Here is a 20948-nt window from a genome sequence, read left to right as displayed (position 1 = left end):
CCCGACGTACGCGCAATGAACAGTTCATTCCGCGTTTGCCTGTCACAATCGCGGTATGGCCAAGTACGAGGTCAATGCGGCGGCGGTCGAGCAGGCCAAGCGGCTGATCGAGGGCCGGCAGTACGTGCTGGACAGCGACTGGGGTGAGGTGCAGCCTCGGGCGGAGCAGCAGAACGCGTATCTGGAGAACCACAGCTGGGAGGAGTACGGCGCCTGGCACCTGGGCCTCACGGTCGGCCCGCAGGACGAGACCAAGGCCCGGTATGGCTTCGTCATCGGTGACTTCCGGCGGATCCACCGGACCGCCCTGATCGCGTCCGTCTACCGCGCCTCCGAGTGGCGTCACAAAGCCGTCGAGCTGGCCGCCCACGACCTGCTCCAACTCCTCGACAAGAAGTCGGGGCTGACCGCCTAGACCTCGAGCTTCGTCTCGTCGAACCAGAGTGCCTGCGGGACTCGGTCGGTGAGTTCGGTGATCAGGGTGTCGGCGCCGCGGAACATGTCGGAGTCGATCGGGATCGCGCAGCCGTTCAGGCCCAGGACGATCGTCGTGCCGTCCTCGCTGCGCATCACGCCGGCGATCTCGTCCCAGCGGATCTCGTGAATGCCGTCGTCATCCCGCAGTACCAGGGCTGTGTCGGTTCGCACCCAGAGCATCGAGCGGGCTTCCTTGACGAACGCACGCGCCGCGAACGGCGGCTTGAACGTCTTGCCGGCCGGCAACTCCGGGATCACCGGGCAGACCGATCCCCGGCGGAACCCGGCCTGCTCCCACACCTCCAGGGCCTCTTCGTAGGCATAGCCGACCGCGGCAGGAAGCGCAGCCTTCAGTACGGCGGCAACCTCGGCCGGCTGCAGTCCGGCCAATCGATCCCGGTCGACCGGCGCGAGCTCGTCTTCGCCGAACATCCGGCCCATCGTGTTGCTGAAGGTACGGCGCAACTCGGGCTCGTCGGCGTCGAGACGTTCCTGACACCGAGCGATCTGGAACGCGAGCTCCGCCTCGGTCGGACCGTTCTCGGTGAGGTCGGTCAGCGCCTCGACGAACGCCCGGGCCACCGCCTCCTCGCTGCCCTCCCGGGCTTCGGCGTACACGACCCAGTCGCTGCTCCCTCCCGGACCGGCAACCAGGTCGGCACCGATGTCATAGCTGTGCCCGCCGACGTGACGACATTCCTCCTCGACCCGGTGCCGCAGTACGTCGATCGTCAGGGTGGAGATCCGTACGTCGTCGTCCGGCGGGACCGTGAGCAGTACACCGGCCGCCGGCATGCCGTACCCGACCACGGTCGGACCGTCGAACGAGCGCCCGACGGGATGAACCCGGGTCGGCGCGGACCCGCTGGGCAGCTCGAGCTTCAGTCCGTCCGGCAGGGGACCGCTCACCTGCAGTACGGCGTTCGACGGTACGAACCACGTCCGGGCGAACGTGGTGACGTGCTCCGGCGTCAGCCCGTCGTACCCAGGCCCCTCCAACCAGGCGAGCCCCGGGCCGCGAGCGCCGTACCGCACGTTCAGCAACTGCGCCACCACCGGATGCGCGACGTGACCGTCCTCAGCCGCGAGCACACCGGCCTCCACCGCCAGCCGCTCGACCGGCGGCTCTGCGAGCGCACGGCACAACCCCGTCAGGAACTCCCCCACCCGCGCCGCCGACCCGGAGGCGACGAACGTGGTGGTCATCAGATCGACCTCGGCGTTCATCTCGATCGGCAGCCCGCGGACGGCGTGCATCGCCAGGTGCTCGAGCACATGCGCGACCCCGATGGTCCGCAGCGTCTCGTCCCGCGAGCCGACTGCAAAGGTCAAGGTGACGTCGGTGTGGCTCTGCGTACCGCTGTGCCGCAGCACCCGGACGCCGTCGATGTACTCGTTCACCAGGCGAACGATAGGTCAGGTACGGCGGAATCGGACCAACGGATACAGCGGGGACTGATCCGTGTTGCGGGGTGGGCCGGGGAAGGTGGTCGCGGCGTCGAGGGTGAGGCCGTGACGGGTCGCTGTGGCGACGAGGAGGGAGAGGGCGTCCTGGGAGCGGGACTCGTTCGGGGCGCGGCCGTCGGCGTAGCGGCTGGCGTCGGACTTCTCGGTGGTGGTGATGAAGACACCGTCCGGGCGGAGGACGCGGGCGACCTCGGCGATGATCGGCTCGCTGTCGTCGAGCAGGTGCAGCAACCAGATGGCGACGACCGCGTCGCAGCGACGGTCGGCGATCGGCAGCGTGGCCGCGTCGGCCGCCGCGACGTGACCAGGCAGCCGGACCCGGGCGTGCCGGAGCATCGCGGTGGACAGGTCGACCCCGTGCACGAGGTTGCCACGAGCAACGAGTTCGGCGCCGACGATACCGGTCCCGACAGCGAGCTCGAGAACCCGTCCGCCCTTTGGCAGCAGGGAGTCGACCGCCTCCGCGGCGGCCTGGGCGCGAACGGGTCCGCCGCGGGTGTCGTCGTACCTCTCGGCCTCGGCTTCGTCGTACTCGATCCGCGGCGACGACTGCCAGAGCGCCGGCCAGCTGATGCCGACCTCGGCCAGCATCCGGCGCAGCAACGGCAGGGATACGCCGACCACGTTGTGGTAGTCGCCTTCGATCCCGGTGACGAACGGGCCGCCGAGCCCGTCGACGGTGAACGAGCCGGCCACCACGAGCGGTTCGCCGGTGGCGACGTACGCGTCGATCTCCTCGTCGGTCAGGTCGGCGAAGTACACCGTGGTCGACTCGAGCTCACGCAGCTCTTGCTTCGAGTTGGTGTCGATCAGGCAATGCCCGGTGTGGAGTACGCCAGTCCGGCCGCGCATCGACCGGAGCCGCTCCTTCGCGGCCTCCGGCGTACCGGGTTTGCCATAAGGCTCGCCGTCGATCTCGAGGACCGAGTCGCAGCCGAGCACGGTCGCGTGCTCGGTCAGACTGGCGACCACGGCCCGGGCCTTGAGCGTCGCGAGCAGGCGCGCGAGTTCACCCGGGTTCTCGGCGGTGATGTCGTCCTCGTCGACCCCGGAGACGATCACCTCCGGCTCGACCCCGGCGCCGCGCAACGTCTTCAGCCGCGCCGGCGACGCCGACGCGAGCACGAACCGGACGCTCACAGCTTGACGAGGGCGCGACGGAGCGGGTCGAGCCCGATCGAGCCGAGGTTCAGCGCGTCGGAGTGGAAGGCACGCAGATCGAACGCGGATCCCTTGCGCTGCTTGGCCTCGTCCCGCGCCTGCAGCCAGATCCGCTCGCCCACCTTGTACGAGGGTGCCTGCCCGGGCCAGCCGAGATAGCGGTTGAGCTCGGCACGCAGGAACTCGACCTCCATCCGGCAGTGCGCCCGGAGAAACTCGAACCCGAGCTCGGCGTTCCACCGCTCACCCGGGCGCCAGCCGAACGGGTTGTCCCGCGGGATCTCCAGCTCCAGGTGCATACCGATGTCGATGATCACCCGGGCCGCCCGGAATCCCTGCGCGTCCAGCATCCCGAACCGCGCTCCCGGCTCCTCGAGGTAGCCCAGCTCCTCCATCAGGCGCTCGGAGTACAAAGCCCAGCCCTCGCCGTGACCGGAGACCCAGCAGGCGATCCGCTGCCAGCGGTTCAGCAGGTCGGTGCGCAGCATCGTCTGGGCGCACTGGAGGTGATGCCCGGGCACGCCCTCGTGGTAGACGGTGGTGACCTCGCGCCAGGTGGCGAAGTCCTCGACACCGTTCGGCACCGCCCACCACATCCGGCCCGGCCGGGTGGTCAGGTCCTCGCTCGGCGGCGTGTAGTAGATCGAGCCGTCCGAGGTCGGCGCGATCATGCACTCGATGGTGCGGATCTCGTCCGGGATGTCGAAGTGGGTGCCGCCCAGCTCGGTCACGGCGGCGTCGGCCAGCTGCTGCATCCAGTCCCGGAACGCGTCCTTGCCGTGGATCTTGCGGGCCGGGTCGTTGTCCAGGATCGCCGCGGCGGCCTCGATACCGCGGTCGCCGCCGGTCAGCTCGGCCGCGATCGCCTGCATGTCGCCCTCGATCCGGGCCAGCTCCTCCCAGCCCCAGGCGTAGGTCTCCTCCAGGTCGATGGTCGCACCGAGGAAGTTGCGGGAGGCAAGCTCGTACACCTCACGACCGCAGGCGTCCTTCTCCGGCGCCCGCGGCGCGATCTCGGCGGTCAGCCAGCCACCGAACTGCTCGTACGCCTTCCGCGCCGACGCGGCCGCCGCCTCCACGCTCGCCTTCACCGCGCTGTCCGGCGCCTGGGCGGCGAGCCCGGCGAAGAAGTCGTCACCGTCGGCGCCGGTCCAGCTGCCGATCCGGTTGGCCAGGTCGTTCACCTGCCGCAGCGCCGACACCCGGCCGTGCCCGGCCTGCTCGAGCAGCGTCTCGCGGTAGCCGTCCAGCGCCGTACCGACCTGGTTGAGCCGGGTCGCGATCGTCTCCCAGTCCTGCTCGGTCGCGGTCGGCATCAGGTCGAACACCTGCCGGATCTCGGCCGGGACGGAGGCGATCGCGTTCAGCTGGTGCTGCGGAACGCAGGCCTCGTACGTCTCCAGCTCCAGACCGAGCCGCTCCAGGAACGCGTCCTTGGCGACCTCCTCGCGGGCGCTGCCGGTCGCGGTGGACTGGGCTTCGGCCAGGGACCGCCGGGTCAGGTCGATCCGCGCCTCGAACCCGGACGGGGTGAAGTCCGGCAACTCGTGGTCGTGGCCCTCGATCCCCATGAACGTCGCCGCGGTCGGCGACAGCTCGACGTACTCCTCGAGGTAGCGCTCGGAGAGCTGGTCGATCGGGCTGTTAGGAACAGTGGCATCTGTCACCTGGCCGACCCTACCCCGCAGGCCCCCCGCTCGGCTGACCGTTTCTGCCGATACTGTGGCCGTCGCTGTCCAGTGCAGCTTTTCGACGTTGAGGGAAGGGAACGGGGTTGAGCCAGACACCGTTCGGCGGTCCGCAGGGACAGAATCCGCAGTACCCGCCGTACCAGCAGCCGGGCCCGCCGCAGGGTCCCCCGGGCCCTTACGGTCCGCCACCCGGCCAGTACGGCGGGCAGCCGCAGTACGGACCGGGCTCCGTGGCGCCGCAGCAGGGGCAGGGGTTCGGCTGGGGACCCAGCTTCGGCGGACCGGGTGGCCCCGGCTTCCAGCCTGGTTTCCAGCCCGGGTGGCAACCGCAGCGACCGAAGAAGAAGTCGAAGGGACCCGCCGTCCTGGTGCTCGGTCTTCTCGCGGTGGCGGTCGCCGGCCTGTTCGTCTGGAACACGGTCAAGAAGAACGCCGACGACGACTACACCCCGCCGGTCAGCACGGGCCGCTACACGCCCTCCCCGACCTCCACCTCCGAGCCAACCGAAGAGCCGACGGAGCAGCCGACCAGCACCAGCACGAACGGCGAGGAGCCGGCGGCCATCGACGTCGTCGCCAAGAACAAGCTGTACACGGTCGGCCAGATGGCGACCACGAACTGCCGTGAGCCGCGGGTCCGCCCGACCAACCAGCGCAACGCGGCCGCGTACTGGGCCGCGGTCAAGCCGTGCCTGGACCAGGGCTGGGCGCCCCTGGTCGCCAAGGCCGGCTACAAGTTCCAGGCGCCGAAGATGACGTACTGGGCGGGCAGCAGCTACAGCACTCCGTGCGGCAGCGGCCCGGTCGCGGTGCCGTTCTACTGCCCGTCGAACCAGACGATGTACATGAAGGTCGACGTCTTCGTGAAGACCTACATGGAGTACCCCGACGCGGAGTCGAAGGCGTACTCGCGGATGTGGTACACCCGCTCGATCGCGCACGAGTACGGCCACCACGTCCAGGAGCTCACCGGCATCCTCGAGGCCGCTCACGATCTCAAGTACGACGCCAACTCGTACGCCGACCGGTTGCGGATGAATCGCCGTACCGAACTCCAGGCGAACTGCTTCGCCGGTGTCTTCCTCGCCGTCAACAAACGCAGCTACCCGATCAACGGGCTGATGCTGCAGGTGTGGAACAAGTGGGTCGTCACCGCCGGCGACAAGCCGAACGAGGGCACCCACGGCAGCAAGGCCAGCCAGGCCCGCTTCATGGGCCAGTCCTTCAAAACCGGCAACCCCGCCACCTGCAACACCTTCAGCGCCTCCCCCAACAACGTCAGCTAACGGTCGCACCCCCGCACCCGGTCTTCACGGAGACGGGTTCGGGGGTGCACAGTGGTGGGCACGCGCCTGCTGATGACCGGTATCCGGGGGGAGTCCGATGAGTGTTGAGCTGAACCACACGATCGTGCACGTGAAGGACCGCTGGGCTGCGGCTCGCGATGTCGCCGAGGTACTCGGGCTACCGGAGGCGAAAGCCTATGGCCCGTTCGCCGAGCTGAAGTTGGACAACGCGGCGAGCCTGGACTTCATGGACACCGAAGGCGAGATCCACGGCCAGCACTACGCCTTCCTGGTGAGCGAGGAGGAGTTCGACCTCATCCTCGGTCGCCTGCGGGACGACGGCCGCCAGTGGTGGGCCGACCCCTTCAAGCGCCAACCCCAAGAGATCAACCACGGCGACGGCGGCCGAGGCCTCTACTGGGAAGGGCCCGACGGCCACTGGCTGGAAATCATCACCCGCCCCTACGGCAGCGGCACCTGACCCACACCCGCCGCACACCGCAGCAACTGGCCTCTTGAGATGGTCTGATGAATCGCGGCGAGAAGCAGAGCCACGGTGGTCCGATGCCTGGGTTGACTGTTCAACGTGAAGTCCCTGTCGTGGCGATGCAGGCCAGGTTGGTCGGAACCATCGAGATCGACACGTCAACGAACTGCCTGGTGGTCCGCACCCCAATCGGCACTCCTGGCGGCACCGACAGGCTCGTCGACATCGATGTGGCCTGGCCTCCAGGCTGGAGTGTCGCGCTCCGTGACGGCACACCTGCCCTGATTGATGCGACTGGACAGCTGGCCTGCCGGCTGGGCGACGAGGTAGAGGTCGGTGGAGGTTTCGTAGAAGCAACCGTCATCGACGTCGTCTCGTGCACAGGCCAAGCGCGGATCTTCGAGGCGTACCACATCACACGCGCTTGAGCGTCGTTTGTCGAAGCGACCGGTTCTGCCGGGGGCCCGCTACGGGAACAGCTTCCAGTGGCCCTCGGAGATGACGTCGATGGTGCCGTCGGTCACCTTGATGGCGGTCTGGTCGTCGATCGCGTAGGTCGGCGCAGGGATGTGTGCCGCCCACTTCTCCGCGTTGGGCATGGAAGCGTCGGGGTGGTCCGGGTGGTCCAGGTGCGGAATCACCGCGAAGTCAACGAGTCCCGCGCCCTGTCCCGTGACCAGGATTCTGTCGACGTCACCCTGGGGCGTGGAGAAGACGACGTCCTCCGATTTCAGCGGTCCATCGGTCCCGCGGGGCGGTTCGGGGTAGGTCTCGACGAAGGTGGAGGTAGCGGCGATCGCCCCGGCGCTCACCCCCACGTAGACCGCCTCGGGGCGCAGCGTCGGCAGGAGATCGGTCAACCCGGAGCGCCGCATCCAGTTCGCGATGAACAGTGGGTCGCCACCCCACACCAGCAGTGCGTCGGTGTCGCGGACCGTTGGCACCCAAGCATCCTCGTCGATGCTTGGTAGCACCGAAAGCTCCAGGATCCCCAACGATTTCCAGCCCAATCCAGCCAACGCCGATGCACCCTCGCCACTGATCGCCCGCCAAGCGAAGCGCGGCCCGCCGGGGAAGGGGTAGATGCCGGTGGGGATGATGAGGGCATCGGACTCGGCGATCGGTTTCCCCAGCAGCTCAACCAACGCGTCCTGGATGCTCGCGTTCTTGATGCCAGCGGAAGTGAGAAGAAGCTTCATAGTGCCTTTCCTCGGTTGTCCGGCGAGTACGACGCCAACGCCGACGTCAGGCGTCACGCCGTACTCACAGTCTGTCAGTAGCGGAGGCGAGCGCCCCCGCTCACCTCTGCAACGAACACTTCCACCCCGATCCGACACCGCCGGCCAAATTTTCTCCAGGTGGTCGCTCAGGTGTCGGTGTGCAGGCGGCCGTGGAGGTGCCAGTCGTGCCAGCCGTCGGCGTGTTTGATCGCTTGGCGCAGCGTTCCCTCGAGCCTGTACCCGGTGCGCTCGGCGACCCGGCAGGACGCGGTGTTGGCGGTGGAGTGGTGGATGTCCAGCCGGTTGAACCCGATCTGCCCGAAAGCCCAGGCGGACAAGGCTTCCACTGATCTCGCGGCGATGGCTCGGCCCCGGGCCGCCGGGGTCACCCAGTAGGACAAGGCGGCTGAGCCCTCGGCCAGAGAGATGTTGCGCAGTCCGACCTGGCCGAGCGGCTGGTCGTCTGCATCGACAGCCGCCCAGCTCGCCGCTGCCTCGGAGTCCCAGCAGTCGGCCCACTGCCCGGCCCACTCACCTGCCTCCTCGAGAGTGTCGAGTCGCCGTACGTGCCAACGCTGGATGTCAGGGCAGGCGAACGCGGTCCGCACCGCCGCGGCGTCGCTCCCCCGCCACGGCCGCAGTACCAGCCCGTCGTTGGTCGCCAGACGCGGCTGCGCGGCGTCCCGCAGTGTCCCCCGTGGCAAGGCCGGATCGACGAGCAAAGGCACGCCGCGATACTAGTGCTGCGTCAAGGAACGTTGGGGTCGTAAGCGGCGGCTGGCCTGCAGTTCGACAGGATGTATGCGGCCACTGCCGCCGACGCACGCCTGAGCAGACCGGTAACCTGCTCGATCGCCGGACACCTCCTGTCGAACTGCACACGCCGGCCCGGATCACCCGTGATCGCCGGAACCGTGGACAGCAACTATCCGGCCTGGTACTGCCGTCGGGCCGATGCCGCTGTGGTGGGTTAGCCAACCAGAGTGTGGGTTGGCCCACCGGATTCTGGTTGGCCAACCCACCGTGCGGTGGGCTGACCCCTCGCATTCACCAGGGGATGACGCAGCTCTGGGGCTCCCGCGAGCGAGGTGGGGTGGATGGCCTCGGCGATCGAGGTTCGCGGCTCCGAGCGCCGCGACATGGGAGGTCTCCACCCCCGTATCTGCAAGAAACCCTCCCGAGATCACCACGGCAGACCCTCTCCGGCTCAGGAATCCCGCCGGCCGGGCAACGCCCAAACGCCTCACACCAGCCTGTATTGCTCGGCATGGCACTCGAGCCGTGGTGCGGTGGTTGCTCGACTCAGTGGTCGTGGAGTTCGGATGGGGCGACCTGGCGCCAGGAGTCGATGAGGATGTCGTGGAGTTCGGTGGCGTCCTCGAGGGCGGACAGGCGGGCGCGAACCCAGTTCGAACCTGCCTCGTGCGGCGGAACCCAGAACTTGTCGGGTTCCGCCGCGATCAGCTCGTCCCGCTCCAGCCGGGGACACCGCACCGCAAACGACGTCTGGTCGTCGGGGATGGTGATGAACATCCGGCCGGCCACATCGAAGGTCGGGTGACCCCAGCGCTCCTTCTCCACCGTCTCCGGGAAGGACAGCGCGATCCGTCGTACGTCATCTGCACCCAGCACGCAGACACCTTAATGTCAGCGCTTGCGTCCCGGGAGGAGCAGGGCGACGACCGCCCCTGCGGCGACGATGGCGGCGCCGGTCCAGACCGCGGGGATGAGCCCGTCGGCGTAGCTGGTCGGCGACTCGTACGAGCCGGCTGACGCGAAGACGGACGCGAGTACGGCGACGCCCATCGCGACACCGACCTCGCGGATCGTGTTGTTGGTCCCGGACGCCACGCCGCGGTCGGCGTCGGAAGCGCTCGCCATCACGACGCTCGCCGACGGCGCGAAGGTCAGGCCCATCCCGATACCGGCCAGGATGAACGGCAGCACCAGTTCGCCGTACTGCGTCGAGGCCGTGGTGATCAACGCGATCCAGCCGAGCGCTGCCGCGAGGAACACCTGTCCGGTCGCGATCAGCACCCGCGCCCCGACCCGGTCGACGATCATCCCGGCGATCGGTGCGACCACCATCGGCGCCATCGTCCACGGCATCGTCCGGACGCCGGACTCGAGCGGGCTGTAGCCCTGCACCACCTGGAAGAACTGCGCCAGCAGGAACACCGAGCCGAAGACGCCGACCGAGAACGTGAACGCGGTGATGTTCACGACGCTGAACGCCCGTACCGAGAACAACCGCAGCGGCAGCATCGGAGCCGCGGTACGACGCTCCCACGCCACGAACGCGGCCAGCAGCGCCACCCCGCCGACCAGCGACCCGAGTACGCCGCCCGACGTCCAGCCGTCGTCAGCACCGTGCACGACTCCCCAGACGATCGCCAGTACGCCGCCCGTAGCCAGGACCAACCCAGCCAGGTCCAGCCGCTGCGCCGTACCCCGGGACTCGCTCAGAACCCGAGCGGCGAGCAGTACGGCGACCACACCGACCGGCACGTTCAGCCAGAAGATCCACTGCCAGTTGATGCCGTCGACAACTGCTCCGCCGACCAGCGGGCCGACGGCGACGCCCAGACCGGAGATGCCGCCCCAGATCCCGATCGCGGCACTCCGCATCTTCTCGGGTACGGCGCCCGCCAGCAGCGTCAGCGACAACGGCATGACCGCTGCCGCACCGACGCCCTGGATCGCCCGAGCGCCGATCAGCATCCACGGCTCGGTCGCCAGCGCACAGGCGGCCGAGGCGAGCGTGAACAGCGCGATCCCGGCGATGAAGATCCGCCGGCGGCCGAGCCGGTCACCGATCGCGGCCGCGGTCAGCAGCAGGGCCGCGAAGGACAGCGTGTACGCGTTCACGAACCACTGCAGGTCGGACAGCGACGCACCGAGCTCGGCCTTGATCACCGGCAGCGCGTTCGTCACGACCAGGTTGTCCAGCGTGACCATGAAGGTAGGGATGCCCACCGCGGTCAGTACGGCGCCCAGCCCGGCCTTGCGACCCGGTGACGCAGGGGGTTCGAGCCTCTCATCGAGAGCGGTCGACGTCATGATGAACTCCTAGTTGTAATCCACTGATAACAAGCTTGATGACCAAAGTATGCATCGACTGATAACATGTCAAGGGACTTGGAAGGAGAGACATGGGTGCGAGGGTGCGGCTGACGGCGGCTGAGCGTGGTGAGGAGGTGCTGCGGGCGGCGGTGCAGGCGTTCGGCGCGTCCGGGTACAACGGCACGAAGACGGACGAGATCGCCCGGCTGGCCGGCGTCTCCCAGCCGTACGTGATCCGCCTGTTCGGCACCAAGCAGCAGCTCTTCCTGGCCGCGGTGCAGACCGTCTGCGACACCATCGAGCAGACCTTCCGCCAGGCCGCGGAGCGTGAGCCGACGCTGGCCAGCCTCGGCCACAGCTACAACGAGCTGATGGCCGAGCGCGAACTCCTGCTCGTCCTCCTGCACGGCTTCTCGGCCAGCGGCGAGCCCGCCATCGGCGACGTCGTCCGCGAGCGCTTCGGCGGCATCTACCGGCTCGTTCGCGAGGTCACCGGGGCATCACCCGAGGAGGCCAGGGTGTTTCTCTCCACCGGCATGCTGCTCACCGTGATGTCGGCCATGCAGGTCCTCGGTCCGGACGCGATCAGCCTCCCCTGGGCCGACGAGATCTCCGCGACCTTTCACGACCCGGAGGACTAGTCCCGCCCGACCTTCTGGCCGGCGGCGAACCAGATCGTCGCGGTGGCGAGGACGAGTGCGGTGACGGTGACGAGCAGCGAACCCGGCACGTCGGCGCCCTGGATCAGCGCGGCCGCGACCGCAACCACCGGCCCGAGCAGCAAGGCGATTGCCCCCGGCAACAACCAACGGCGGAGCGCCTGCTGGTGCACCAGCGCGTACGACGGAAGCTGTGCGGTGAACGCGGTCGCCAGATGCACCACCAGCAAGGCGATCCCGGTCAGCACCAGACTCCAGCTCACCTCACTCGGCGCCCGCACCAGCCACCCGATCGCGACCGTTCCGATGAAGATCAACCCGGCCAACGAGTCCGGTAGCACGACCGTCGCCAGCAGCATAGGAATCGCGATCAGCGGGATCAGATCCAGCTGATCCCATGACTGGATCGCCGACACCAGCAACGCCACCCCGCCCGCGACCGCGATGGTCAGCCGCGCCAACTGCGCAGCCCGCCCCGAGGCCCGCAACTGCGCCAGCCACAAGCTGATCTTCTCGGCGAAGCTCATCGACGTCCTCGCTTCGCTCCGGGCGCCGATGAGGCACGAGGGAGACTGTGCTTGATGATGAACTCGCTTCGCTCGTTCATGATCTGATCCTCGGTGCAGCCGCCAGCCGCGATGCATCCCGCAGTACCTCGTCGAGGGTGCCGGCGCCGCGCCAGGGGACGGTGGGGACGCCCAAGTCGCTGAGTCGGTCGAGTTCGCCACGCCGCTCGAGCATCCGCAACCGCCAGGCGAGCGGCCAGGCGCGTACGTCGTGCTCGTCGAGATCGATCACCGACGCGACGTCCGGAGGCAGCGTGTCCACGGCGATGACTGTGCAACCCGAGTGCACGAGCGTCACGACGTACCCGAGAATCGCCTGTCTCAGCAGTGGGCTGAGCACCACGACGAGGCTGTCGGACCTGATCCGGTTGCGTCGCACGAGTTGCTGCTCGTCCTGCTGCCGGCCGCGGCGATCCGCATGGACCAACGCGTCCAGGATCCGGCGCAGATGCCCGCGCCCGCTGCCGGAGCGCACGCCGCGCACCAGGTTCCCGGTGTCGATCAGGCGGACCCGGTCGCCGTGGCGGAGATAGTGCTCAGCGATCGACGCGGCCGCCCGTACGCCGGTGTCCAGGCTGCTGGACCGCCCGTCGATCCCCTCGCTCACACCGATCTCACCGCCGGTGTCGAGCAGGATCACCACCTCGGTGTCGCGGTCGGACCAGGTCGACGTGACGTGCAGCTCACGAGTCCGCGCCGACACAGCCCAGTTGATCCGCCGCAGCCGGTCCCCCGTCCGGAACGGCCGTACGCCGGCCAGCTCGGTCCCTTCACCAGGTCGCCGCGACCGGTGCAACCCGACCAGACCAGCCGGACGCGGTACGGAGTCGACCGCCTCGAAGCCCTCGCGCAACGGCAACGTGGTCACGGCGAGCGGCTCCACCGATGTGACCGGGATCCGATACGCACCGAGCACCGAGGTCGCCACAACGGTCGGCCGCTCCACCGCACGCGTACCCCACCGCTTCGACCGCAGCCCGACCTCGAGCGTCACCACGCCGTCGGTCACCGGCTCGGCGACCGCGGCCTGCGGTGGGTCGTACTGGAACCACTGCGTCCGCGGCAGTGCCGCCACGATCAGATCGATATCGGGATCGATCGTCCCGGCGACGCGCAGCCGGTACGTCGTCGCCTGCCCCTCGAACAGCACATCCGAATCGAGCTCGGTGTGTACCTCAGGCTCTTCCCGCGGCCGGAAGTACCGCCCCCACACAGCGACGAACGCCAACGGCAGCCCGAGTACGGCGGCATCGGGCCGCCGGGCCAGCACCGCCACGAGCAGCAACAGCCCAGCCGCACAAACCGCCCGGATCTGAGCGTGTGTCGGCTGCCACTTCACCGGGATGCGCCCACGACGGTAGGCGGAGTCGGGACCGAGCCGAGGACAGTCCGTACGACGGTCGCACCGGTCACCTCGTGCAGCCAGAGCTCCGGACGAACCGTGATCCGATGCGCCAGCGCCGGTACGGCGACCGCCTTCACATCCTCCGGTACGACGTAGTCCCGGCCCTGGATCACGGCGTACGAACGTGCCGTCAGCAACAACGCGAGCGATCCACGCGGCGACGCACCGACGAGGACCTGCGAGTCGCGACGGGTCGCGGCCGCGAGGTCGACGCAGTACTGACCGACAGTGTCGTCGACCGTGACGATCTCGATCGCGCGTTGTGCGGCGAGCAGTCCGGCCGCGTCGGTGACCGGCTCGACGGTCTGATCCTCCTTGCGGCGGCTCATCCGGCGGCGCAGTACCTCCCACTCTTCCGCGGCGCTCGGGTACCCGAAACCGATCCGCAGCATGAAGCGGTCGAGCTGGGCCTCGGGGAGCGGGTAGGTGCCTTCGTACTCGACGGGGTTCGCGGTTGCGAGCACGTGGAACGGGGTGGGCAGCGGGAAGGTCTGGCCCTCGACGGTGACCTGGTGCTCCTGCATCGACTCCAGCAGCGCGGCCTGCGTCTTCGGCGGGGTCCGGTTGATCTCGTCGGCCAGCAGCAAGCCGGTGAAGATCGGGCCCGGCCGGAAGACGAACTCGGACTCCTTCTGGTCGTACACGAAGGCGCCGGTCACGTCCGAGGGCAACAGGTCCGGTGTGAACTGCACCCGCCGGAACTCCAACCCCAACGCCTGCGCGAACGACCGCGCCGCCAGCGTCTTCGCCAGCCCTGGATAATCCTCGAGCAGGACATGTCCGCCGGCGAGGATCCCAGCCAGCACCAGCTCCAGTGCGCCGGTCTTCCCGACCACCGCCTCGCTCACCCGATCCAGCACCTCCCGGCTGAGCGCCGAAACCTCCTCCACCGCGAGCTCCCGCCCGGCGTCCTCGGTGCGCAGTTCTGGATCAGACACGGTTCCTCACAGCTTCTCGATGGTCTGGACGGCGTACTCGATCTCGTCGAAGGACGCGGTGCGCTTCTCGTCCCCGGTGATCAGGCTCCACAACTGCTCGCCGGTGATCTCGCGGGCCTTCTCCGGCTCTTGTACCGGGTCGACGCCGTGGCGGTGCACCAACCGGTCGGTGGTCAGCTCCAGCAGCAGCGGCTGGATCCGGCGGGCGAACATCTGCGATCCCTCACCCGCACGGCGCTCACGGCTGGCCTCCTGCAACCAGGTGGCGATGAACTGGGTCCGGTTGTCGTTGCTCCGGTGCCGCAGCGCGGCCAGTCGCTCGTCGTGCCGCGCCGGCCAGTTGGTCTCCAGCACCTGCGGCACGATCAGCCGGACCGCCAGCGACCCGAACCCGAGCGCGAGCGCCGTCGCGACGAACCACAACGGCCGCGGCGACATCCCCGCCACCCCGAACGCCCCGACCAGCAGCAAGCTCCCGAGCACGGTGATTCCAACGTGCTGCACGATCACCTTGTTCAACCGCACAGACCGCCCCCGCGGCTGCCCCTCCCCCTGCCGCTGTGAGTCTTCCAACGGCGTCCACTGGTATGACGACGTCATCCGGCCACCCCTGCGTTGGACGCGGCCAGCTCGTTGCGTAGGCGGAGGAGGGCGGATCGGGCCTCGGCGCGGGCTTGTTCCGAGGAGCCGTGGGTGGAGTAGCGGGCCTCGCGGTAGAGCTCGCCGAGGCGGACGAGTTCCGGCTCGGAGATGCCGCCGACGCCGAGGACACGGACGGTGAACTCGGCCGGAGTCTCCGCCGGATCGCGGGCCACACCTGCCGACGCGGCCGCGTCCTCCAGTGCGACCCAGCACGCGATCACTGCGTCGGTCGCCGTACCGGAGTCGATCCTGGCCAGGCCGGTGTCGACCGCCTCCGCGAGCCGGTCCGCCTTCATCCGCTCCCAGTCGGTGTCCTCGGTCTCGGCTTCAGGCAACTGGACCTTGCGGACGACCCGGTAGATCAACCACCCGAGGAACACCGCGGCGGCCGCGGCCGCCAGCCAGACCAACGCCTGCCACAGCGCCTGCAGCCACTCCGGCATCGGCCGCTGCTTCACCTCCCGCTCGGGCGGGGGTGGGGCCGGCGTCGGCGCCTGCACGGTTTCGCTCGAGGGGTCCGTGGGCTCCGGCTGCGGCGTGGACCGAAGGGTGCTCTCACTCACCGGCCGCACCGGCCCGCCCGCTGACGCGAGCACCACGAAGCCGACCGCCGCGACGCCCAGCATCAGCACGACAGCCAGCGTCAGCGCTCCCCGACGGCTCCGCTGCATCTCGGAAGGCTAACCGATCAGAAGCCCGTATCGAGCCACGGAAGGCGGCTGACGGAAAACGCTTCCGAGGCTGCCACGAGCGCGCCGGACGTGTGCTCCTGCACCAGCCCTGCCGCCCCGAGCCGACTCAGTGACGGCCTGCCGAGGTAGACCGCGCCCAGATCCCGTACGTCGATGGTCAGGTCAGCCGGCCGCGATGTCGCCTCACACGTCGCCCCGGCCGGTCCTCCGGCGAGATGCCAACTACCCACGTTCCACGGCAGGAAGTCGTCGGTGACCGCGAGCACCACGTCGATCTCCCGCGCGTACGTCCGGGCCGCGAGGGCACGGCCGACGTCGACCGGCCGGACCCCGAGCCCGTCCCGCGTGATCGGCGACGCCTCCCGGGCATCGAGCAGCAGCTCGAGCAGCGGATCGTCCGATGGGAGGTTCCCACAGTGCGTCTCGCTCAGCAGGTCCGGCTCCAGCAGGAACCGCCAGAGCGCGACATGCGATGCGAGGTCGATCGCGTGGACCCGGCCGACCTGGATGAACCCCTTGTCCGCGCGTTTGCTCCGGTAGTACGCGAACCCGGTCACCTCACCGTCTCGCTCGGCCATCACGCAGCGTCGCGGCGAGCCGTTGGCCGGATTGCTCGTGACGTTGTCGCCGACGACGTACTCCTGCCACCGCTCGTCGTGCTGGAACATGCCCGGCCGGTCGACCGCCAAGTCGTTGCGCAGCGCCGCACAGGTGGCCAGCGCCTCGCGCACAGGGACGGTCCTGATCCGTACGTCGTCCACGCCGGCCACCGGCCGCAGCGCACGGGATGCCTTCCGGATGACGATCTCCTGGTGATCCGAGGCCAGCCCGTACCCGAACCGGCCGTAGATGATCGGCTCGCTCGCGGTCAACGCGGCGATCGGCTCGGTGCCCGCCTCGTGGATCTCGGTCAACTGGGCACGCATCAGGTCGCGCAGGATCCCGCGGCGCCGGTGCGTCGGCCGGACCGCGACCAGGGTCACCCCGGCCACCGGTATCTGCGCACCCGGCACGGTCATCCGCAACGAGAACGCGCCAGTGTGCCCGACCAACTGTTTGTCGTCGGTAGCGACCGTACTCCGCTCCGGCTCCCACACCCGCCGCTCGGCCTCCAGTTGCTCCTCGCTCCACGGCGCAGCGAACGCCAGGTCGACGAGCTCCACAAGCTCATCCCAGTCACCCTCGAACCGCCCGATCTCGATCGCCATACCCCCTTGCCTACCAGACGATCGAGACAAACCACGCAGGGTTTTCGGCGAAGTGCCTAAAGAATGCGCACCGAGTGCGCACTGGGTTCCCAGGGAGTGCCGCGCCGCCGGCAGGTGGGCAGATTGGTCCACGTTCCGGGACTCCCGAACCGGATACCTTGCCGGGACCTGGGACAGGAAAGCGTGGGCGGAGACCTGCTATGTCAGGTCCCAGCTCGCCGTTAGGTGTCTCAGGTCCCGGCTCGCGCCGCATCCGGCGTCTGGCGAGTCCGCATCGGCGAGATCCCGGGCCACGGCTACCGTCGGGACCTCGGACAGCACATCGGGACCTCGGACATTTGACCAGATGTCCCAACTCCCCAAAGGGTGTCCGAGGTTCTGCTTCATGCAACCACCAGCACTCACGCGATCCACGACGTCGGGCGCCACGTCCCGGGGAGTGCACCGGCCGGCGTTTGCGGTGGCCGGTCGGTGCCTGTGCAGGGGTTAGAGGGTGATCGACCAGTTGGTGAGGGTTCCGGTGTCGGCGTAGCCGTTGTCGCCGATCCGCAACGTCCATGTCCCGGCCGCGGTTTCGTCAGCCGGTACGTCGTACGTCTTGCCGGCCGGCATCGGGTGGCACGTCGCCCCGCCGTACCGCTGCAGGGAGTACCACCGGCCGCTCGGGGAGACGAGGTTGATGTTGAGGTCCTCCAGGCAGCTGTGGTTGCCCTCGACCGTCACCTTGACCGGGCTCACCGTCCGGCCGCTCGCGGTCGACTGGACCCGGCTGACCGTCACCTGGAAGTCCCGGATCGGGTCGCCACGCAGCCAGGCGCCGCCGGAGTCGCCACCCTGGGAACACGCGGTGGTCGTCGTCAGCCCCTCGATCACCACGTTGCCGTAGTCGATGGTCTGGTTGATCGCGGTGACCTTGCCGCACTCCCAGTTCGGCGCGGTGTTGCCGCTGTGGCAGACGGTCTCGCCGACGATCGCGTCGGCCGAGCCGGTGACCGTGACGGCCGGTTGTCCCCAGGTGTTGACGTTCGGGGAGATGCTCCAGCCGGTCTCGATCACCGCGACGACGCCCATGTCACCCTCGCGGACGTTGACGCTGCGGGTTCCGCCGACGTTCGACGTACCGATCCGGTTGGATTGACCGCTCGCGCCGTTCGCGGCCTGGTTCGGGTCGTTGGTGCAGTGGCCCGCGGTCAGGAAGTGCTTGTTTCCTTGGGCATCCGTTGCGGGGAAGCCGACCGAGCAGTTGCTCTCGCCGCCCGGCCACCACGGGTCACCCGGGTTCACCTCACCAGCCTGCTGACGGAAGTCGGTGGTCACCCGCACGACCTGCACCCCGTCGCCAAGACCGGCGAAGGCTCCGTAGCCATCCCGCGCCTTGACGACGACCTTGTTGGCGATCGGATCGATCCCCCAGCTCTGCAGACCGCGCTGCGTCCGCGCGATCTTGTCCACCTGGGCGAACAGGCGATCCAGTTCGCCCTGACTGCGCGCGACGTGCTTCGGTACGGCGCCTGCCGCGCGGACTTGGTCCGCAGCTGCCTCGTTGACCACAGCAACCATCAGCTTGCCATCGGAGATCCAGCGACCGGCTTGGCCGGGTGACGTCGGGAGATTGGCGGAGATCTGTTGTGGACCGGGTTCGGCGGCGATCGCCTGACAGGGCATGACGACGAGCGCGCCAGTGAGCAGGACCGCCGCTTTCACATGCCGTTTCATGGTTGGACTCCTTGCGTTCGGGCGGGGACGGTGGACCCGAACGTAGAAGGTCGTACGACGGCGCGGAATCGCCGGAAGCCCCTTAACTGTTAAGTCTCCGGGGCTTAACAGTTCACTCCGGCCAGCTCCAGCGGAAGCCGTAGCGGCCGGGTCCGAAGTTCAGGACGACGCCATGCACCTCGGTGTCGACGTCGACCGGCCGGACGATCTCCTCGGCGTCGTCCAGCTGCGAGAACCCGGTGCACACCGCGGGCAGTCGCCCCGGGTCGAAGCAGATCTCCAGCACGAACTCGCGCACCGGCAGCCGGAACTTCCGCTCGTAGTTCGTCGCCGGTGGGTACGGCGCGACGTTGACCAGCTCGTGTTCGGTGATCACGGTCTCGCCCTTGCGGAGCGGCCGATCGAAGAGCAGCTCGGCGACGAGCAGTCCGTCGGCGGGACGTCGTACCGTCCGACCCAGATGACAGTGCCGGAGCGGCCAGATCGCCGGCAGCGGGCGGTCGTGCTCGTCGAGGTGCATGATCACCACCCAGCGGTCCGGTCCGTCCGCCTCGGCACGCAGGACCTGACGGGAGTGGTACGAGCGCTCGCCGCCCTCCGCGCCGATGTAGACCCGGTCGTGCTGACTGATCCGGGTCAGCCGCTCATCCCACCGGAGGTCGACTCCACTGACCGCGTCCTCGACCGTGTCCGGTTCTGGCCAGTACGCCGCCACGTCGGGCCGATCCGGCACCGTGCTCAACCACCGCCCCCGCCGCCGCGGCGGACCGAGCGAGGCGGACAACGTACCGACCGGAACCTCGAGCACCGACTCCAGCAGCTGGACAGCAGCGAGCGAGTCGCGCCGCTCGGGCCGCGACCGTCCGGACTGCCAGTAGCTCAATGTCGCCAGGCTGACAGAGACGCCCTGGGCCAGCAGGCGCTCGCGGATCCGCTCAAGCCCCAGTCCGCGGGCCCGAATGGCCTCGCGCAACACCTCGGCGAACTCCCGCTCACCCATCCGACACCTCCGGCCGATCCCCACTGCGGACACTAAGCAGCTCATCGGTTCTGGGCCAGACCTCGGCCCCTTAACTGTTAACAGCGTCTGCCGAGCCGATTCCGCGGGAGGTCGGGAAATTTCCCGTTCTGACGGGAAAGTCGGCCATCCCCCGCTCTGGACTGATGAAAACCGTTTTCATATACTCACCCCATGACCGCCCAATCGAAAACCTCGTTGTCCCTGCTGGTCGGCCTGTCGACGACGCTCCGCGAACCCGTGCTGCACACGATGGTGGACGCCACCACCGTGGCCGTGGTGGTGGACCAGGACGAGCTGCCCGGGCGGGGCGTGCTGTCCTGGCGGGTGCTCAACGCATCCGGTCCGATCGACTCCGGAGAGTTCACCGTTGGCGACGACTGCGGTGCGTGTCAGCTGATCGAGTCGCTGCTACCGCTGCTGGAGACCCTGGTCGCACGTCAGCACTGGGACCACGTCGTACTGGCTGCTCCCCCGGCCATGGAAGCCCGCCCACTGGCGGGCACGCTGGTGGCGTCGATGCCCGAGATCAGGGTCGACACGGTCACCTGCGTGGTCGACGCCGTACTGCTGGTCGAGCAACTCTCCGGCGACGAGCTCCTGGACGAGCGCGGACTGGCTCTCGGCCCGCCTGACCGGCGCAACGTCGCCGAGCTGACCGCACGGCAGATCGAGTACGCCGACGTCTGCGTACTCGCCAACGCACACCGCAGTGCAGCGCCGGAGCGACTGCACAACCTGCTGACGCATCTGAACCCGCGTACGACGGTTGTCGCGGCCGATCCGGGTGGCGTGCCGACCGGTCCGGTCGCGCGGACCGGGCTGTTCGACTTCCAAGCCGCTGAGGCGTGGGCCGGTGAGCTCGCCGCCTCGGACCGCGTCCAGCCGAGTGGTGACGGCGTGACAACCGTGCTGTGGCGGTCGACCCGGCCGCTGCACCCGGCCCGGCTGAACGACGCGCTCGAGGACATCGTGAACGGCGTCGTACGCAGTAGAGGCGTGGTCTGGCTGGCCAACCGGCCGACGCAACGGGTGCGGTGGGAGTCCGCCGGGTACAGCGCGTCCCTCGGGATGCTGGGCGAGTGGTCCGACACCGAGCACCTCGCCGAGTGCACGGTGGTCGCGACCGGCATGGGTCTGGATCCGGCCCGGCTGCAGGCGATCCTGGACGCCTGCCTGCTGACCGAGTCCGAGCTCGCCAGCCTGAACTGGCAGGACTTGGACGACCCGTTCGCAGGCGTGCTCTAGGTCG

The 20948-nt window shown here is 68.8% G+C and carries 21 protein-coding genes; 6 read left to right on the top strand and 15 right to left on the bottom strand.

The genetic code is table 11. From position 1 onward, the window contains the following. Positions 1 to 55: 55 nt before the first annotated feature. On the top strand, positions 56 to 415 hold the full coding sequence (locus tag V9K99_RS29435) for a hypothetical protein (RefSeq protein ID WP_337005107.1): 360 nt from the start codon (positions 56 to 58) through the stop codon (positions 413 to 415). Here V9K99_RS29435 and V9K99_RS29430 read toward each other — a convergent pair. From V9K99_RS29430 to V9K99_RS29420, 3 genes are read right to left on the bottom strand one after another with little or no spacing between them, the layout of a single operon-like run. Beyond that, positions 412 to 1878, bottom strand: coding sequence for a hypothetical protein (locus V9K99_RS29430; protein WP_337005105.1), 1467 nt, complete (start codon positions 1876 to 1878; stop codon positions 412 to 414). The genes V9K99_RS29435 and V9K99_RS29430 overlap by 4 nt on opposite strands. Positions 1879 to 1893: 15 nt before the next feature. After that, the gene (locus V9K99_RS29425; RefSeq protein ID WP_337005103.1) at positions 1894 to 3084 is read right to left on the bottom strand and encodes a Maf family nucleotide pyrophosphatase; all 1191 of its coding nucleotides are present in this window, start codon (positions 3082 to 3084) and stop codon (positions 1894 to 1896) included. Further along, the gene (locus V9K99_RS29420) at positions 3081 to 4772 is read right to left on the bottom strand and encodes a DUF885 domain-containing protein (RefSeq protein ID WP_337005101.1); all 1692 of its coding nucleotides are present in this window, start codon (positions 4770 to 4772) and stop codon (positions 3081 to 3083) included. Before V9K99_RS29420 ends, V9K99_RS29425 begins: the two co-directional genes overlap by 4 nt. A 107-nt stretch (positions 4773 to 4879) precedes the next feature. Here V9K99_RS29420 and V9K99_RS29415 point away from each other — a divergent pair, with 107 nt between their 5' ends. The 3 genes from V9K99_RS29415 to V9K99_RS29405 all read left to right on the top strand — a co-directional run bounded on the left by V9K99_RS29415 (position 4880) and on the right by V9K99_RS29405 (position 6997). Beyond that, entirely contained in the window at positions 4880 to 6082 is a 1203-nt protein-coding gene (locus tag V9K99_RS29415) for a neutral zinc metallopeptidase (RefSeq protein ID WP_337005099.1), read from the top strand. Positions 6083 to 6179: 97 nt separating this feature from the next. Continuing rightward, a complete protein-coding gene (locus V9K99_RS29410) occupies positions 6180 to 6563 on the top strand; it encodes a VOC family protein (RefSeq protein ID WP_337005097.1) in 384 nt (127 codons plus the stop codon). An 83-nt stretch (positions 6564 to 6646) separates the two neighbouring features. Continuing rightward, a complete protein-coding gene (locus tag V9K99_RS29405) occupies positions 6647 to 6997 on the top strand; it encodes a hypothetical protein (RefSeq protein ID WP_337336413.1) in 351 nt (116 codons plus the stop codon). 39 nt (positions 6998 to 7036) lie between these two features. Here V9K99_RS29405 and V9K99_RS29400 read toward each other — a convergent pair whose 3' ends face one another. The 4 genes from V9K99_RS29400 to V9K99_RS29385 all read right to left on the bottom strand — a co-directional run bounded on the left by V9K99_RS29400 (position 7037) and on the right by V9K99_RS29385 (position 10849). Further along, positions 7037 to 7768: a Type 1 glutamine amidotransferase-like domain-containing protein gene (locus V9K99_RS29400; protein ID WP_337005093.1), complete on the bottom strand. Its 732-nt coding sequence runs from the start codon at positions 7766 to 7768 to the stop codon at positions 7037 to 7039. Positions 7769 to 7935: 167 nt separating this feature from the next. Further along, complete coding sequence (locus V9K99_RS29395; RefSeq protein WP_337005091.1) at positions 7936 to 8517, bottom strand: GNAT family N-acetyltransferase; 582 nt, start codon at positions 8515 to 8517, stop codon at positions 7936 to 7938. A gap of 574 nt (positions 8518 to 9091) precedes the next feature. Next, a complete protein-coding gene (locus V9K99_RS29390) occupies positions 9092 to 9421 on the bottom strand; it encodes an MmcQ/YjbR family DNA-binding protein (protein WP_337005089.1) in 330 nt (109 codons plus the stop codon). A gap of 15 nt (positions 9422 to 9436) precedes the next feature. Beyond that, positions 9437 to 10849, bottom strand: a complete 1413-nt coding sequence (locus V9K99_RS29385; RefSeq protein WP_337005087.1) for an MFS transporter — start codon at positions 10847 to 10849, stop codon at positions 9437 to 9439. A 92-nt stretch (positions 10850 to 10941) separates the two neighbouring features. Here V9K99_RS29385 and V9K99_RS29380 point away from each other — a divergent pair, with 92 nt between their 5' ends. Further along, complete coding sequence (locus V9K99_RS29380; protein ID WP_337005085.1) at positions 10942 to 11493, top strand: TetR/AcrR family transcriptional regulator; 552 nt, start codon at positions 10942 to 10944, stop codon at positions 11491 to 11493. On the opposite strand, the gene V9K99_RS29375 is transcribed toward V9K99_RS29380, so the two are convergent. From V9K99_RS29375 to V9K99_RS29340, 8 genes are all read right to left on the bottom strand, one after another. Continuing rightward, the gene (locus V9K99_RS29375; RefSeq protein WP_337005083.1) at positions 11490 to 12038 is read right to left on the bottom strand and encodes a hypothetical protein; all 549 of its coding nucleotides are present in this window, start codon (positions 12036 to 12038) and stop codon (positions 11490 to 11492) included. The genes V9K99_RS29380 and V9K99_RS29375 overlap by 4 nt on opposite strands. A gap of 76 nt (positions 12039 to 12114) precedes the next feature. Further along, complete coding sequence (locus tag V9K99_RS29370; protein WP_337005081.1) at positions 12115 to 13416, bottom strand: DUF58 domain-containing protein; 1302 nt, start codon at positions 13414 to 13416, stop codon at positions 12115 to 12117. Beyond that, positions 13413 to 14420 (bottom strand): AAA family ATPase, encoded by a 1008-nt coding sequence (locus V9K99_RS29365; RefSeq protein WP_337005079.1) that lies wholly within the window; start codon positions 14418 to 14420, stop codon positions 13413 to 13415. Before V9K99_RS29365 ends, V9K99_RS29370 begins: the two co-directional genes overlap by 4 nt. Before the next feature lie 6 nt (positions 14421 to 14426). Beyond that, a complete protein-coding gene (locus V9K99_RS29360; protein ID WP_337005077.1) occupies positions 14427 to 15020 on the bottom strand; it encodes a hypothetical protein in 594 nt (197 codons plus the stop codon). Beyond that, the gene (locus tag V9K99_RS29355; RefSeq protein WP_337005076.1) at positions 15017 to 15733 is read right to left on the bottom strand and encodes a DUF4129 domain-containing protein; all 717 of its coding nucleotides are present in this window, start codon (positions 15731 to 15733) and stop codon (positions 15017 to 15019) included. Before V9K99_RS29355 ends, V9K99_RS29360 begins: the two co-directional genes overlap by 4 nt. Positions 15734 to 15750: 17 nt before the next feature. After that, a complete protein-coding gene (locus tag V9K99_RS29350; protein ID WP_337323603.1) occupies positions 15751 to 16962 on the bottom strand; it encodes a GNAT family N-acetyltransferase in 1212 nt (403 codons plus the stop codon). Positions 16963 to 17448: 486 nt separating this feature from the next. After that, positions 17449 to 18678 (bottom strand): proprotein convertase P-domain-containing protein, encoded by a 1230-nt coding sequence (locus V9K99_RS29345; protein WP_337005072.1) that lies wholly within the window; start codon positions 18676 to 18678, stop codon positions 17449 to 17451. A 112-nt stretch (positions 18679 to 18790) separates the two neighbouring features. Next, entirely contained in the window at positions 18791 to 19678 is an 888-nt protein-coding gene (locus V9K99_RS29340; protein ID WP_337005070.1) for a helix-turn-helix domain-containing protein, read from the bottom strand. 192 nt (positions 19679 to 19870) lie between these two features. Between V9K99_RS29340 and V9K99_RS29335 the strand changes: the two genes are divergently transcribed. Then, a complete protein-coding gene (locus tag V9K99_RS29335; RefSeq protein WP_337005068.1) occupies positions 19871 to 20944 on the top strand; it encodes a CobW family GTP-binding protein in 1074 nt (357 codons plus the stop codon). The last annotated feature ends 4 nt before the right edge of the window (positions 20945 to 20948 follow it).

This window comes from Kribbella sp. CCNWLW201, from assembly GCF_037203805.1.
Classification (GTDB): Bacteria; Actinomycetota; Actinomycetes; order Propionibacteriales; family Kribbellaceae; genus Kribbella.
This window is presented reverse-complemented; position numbering and strand designations above follow the sequence as displayed.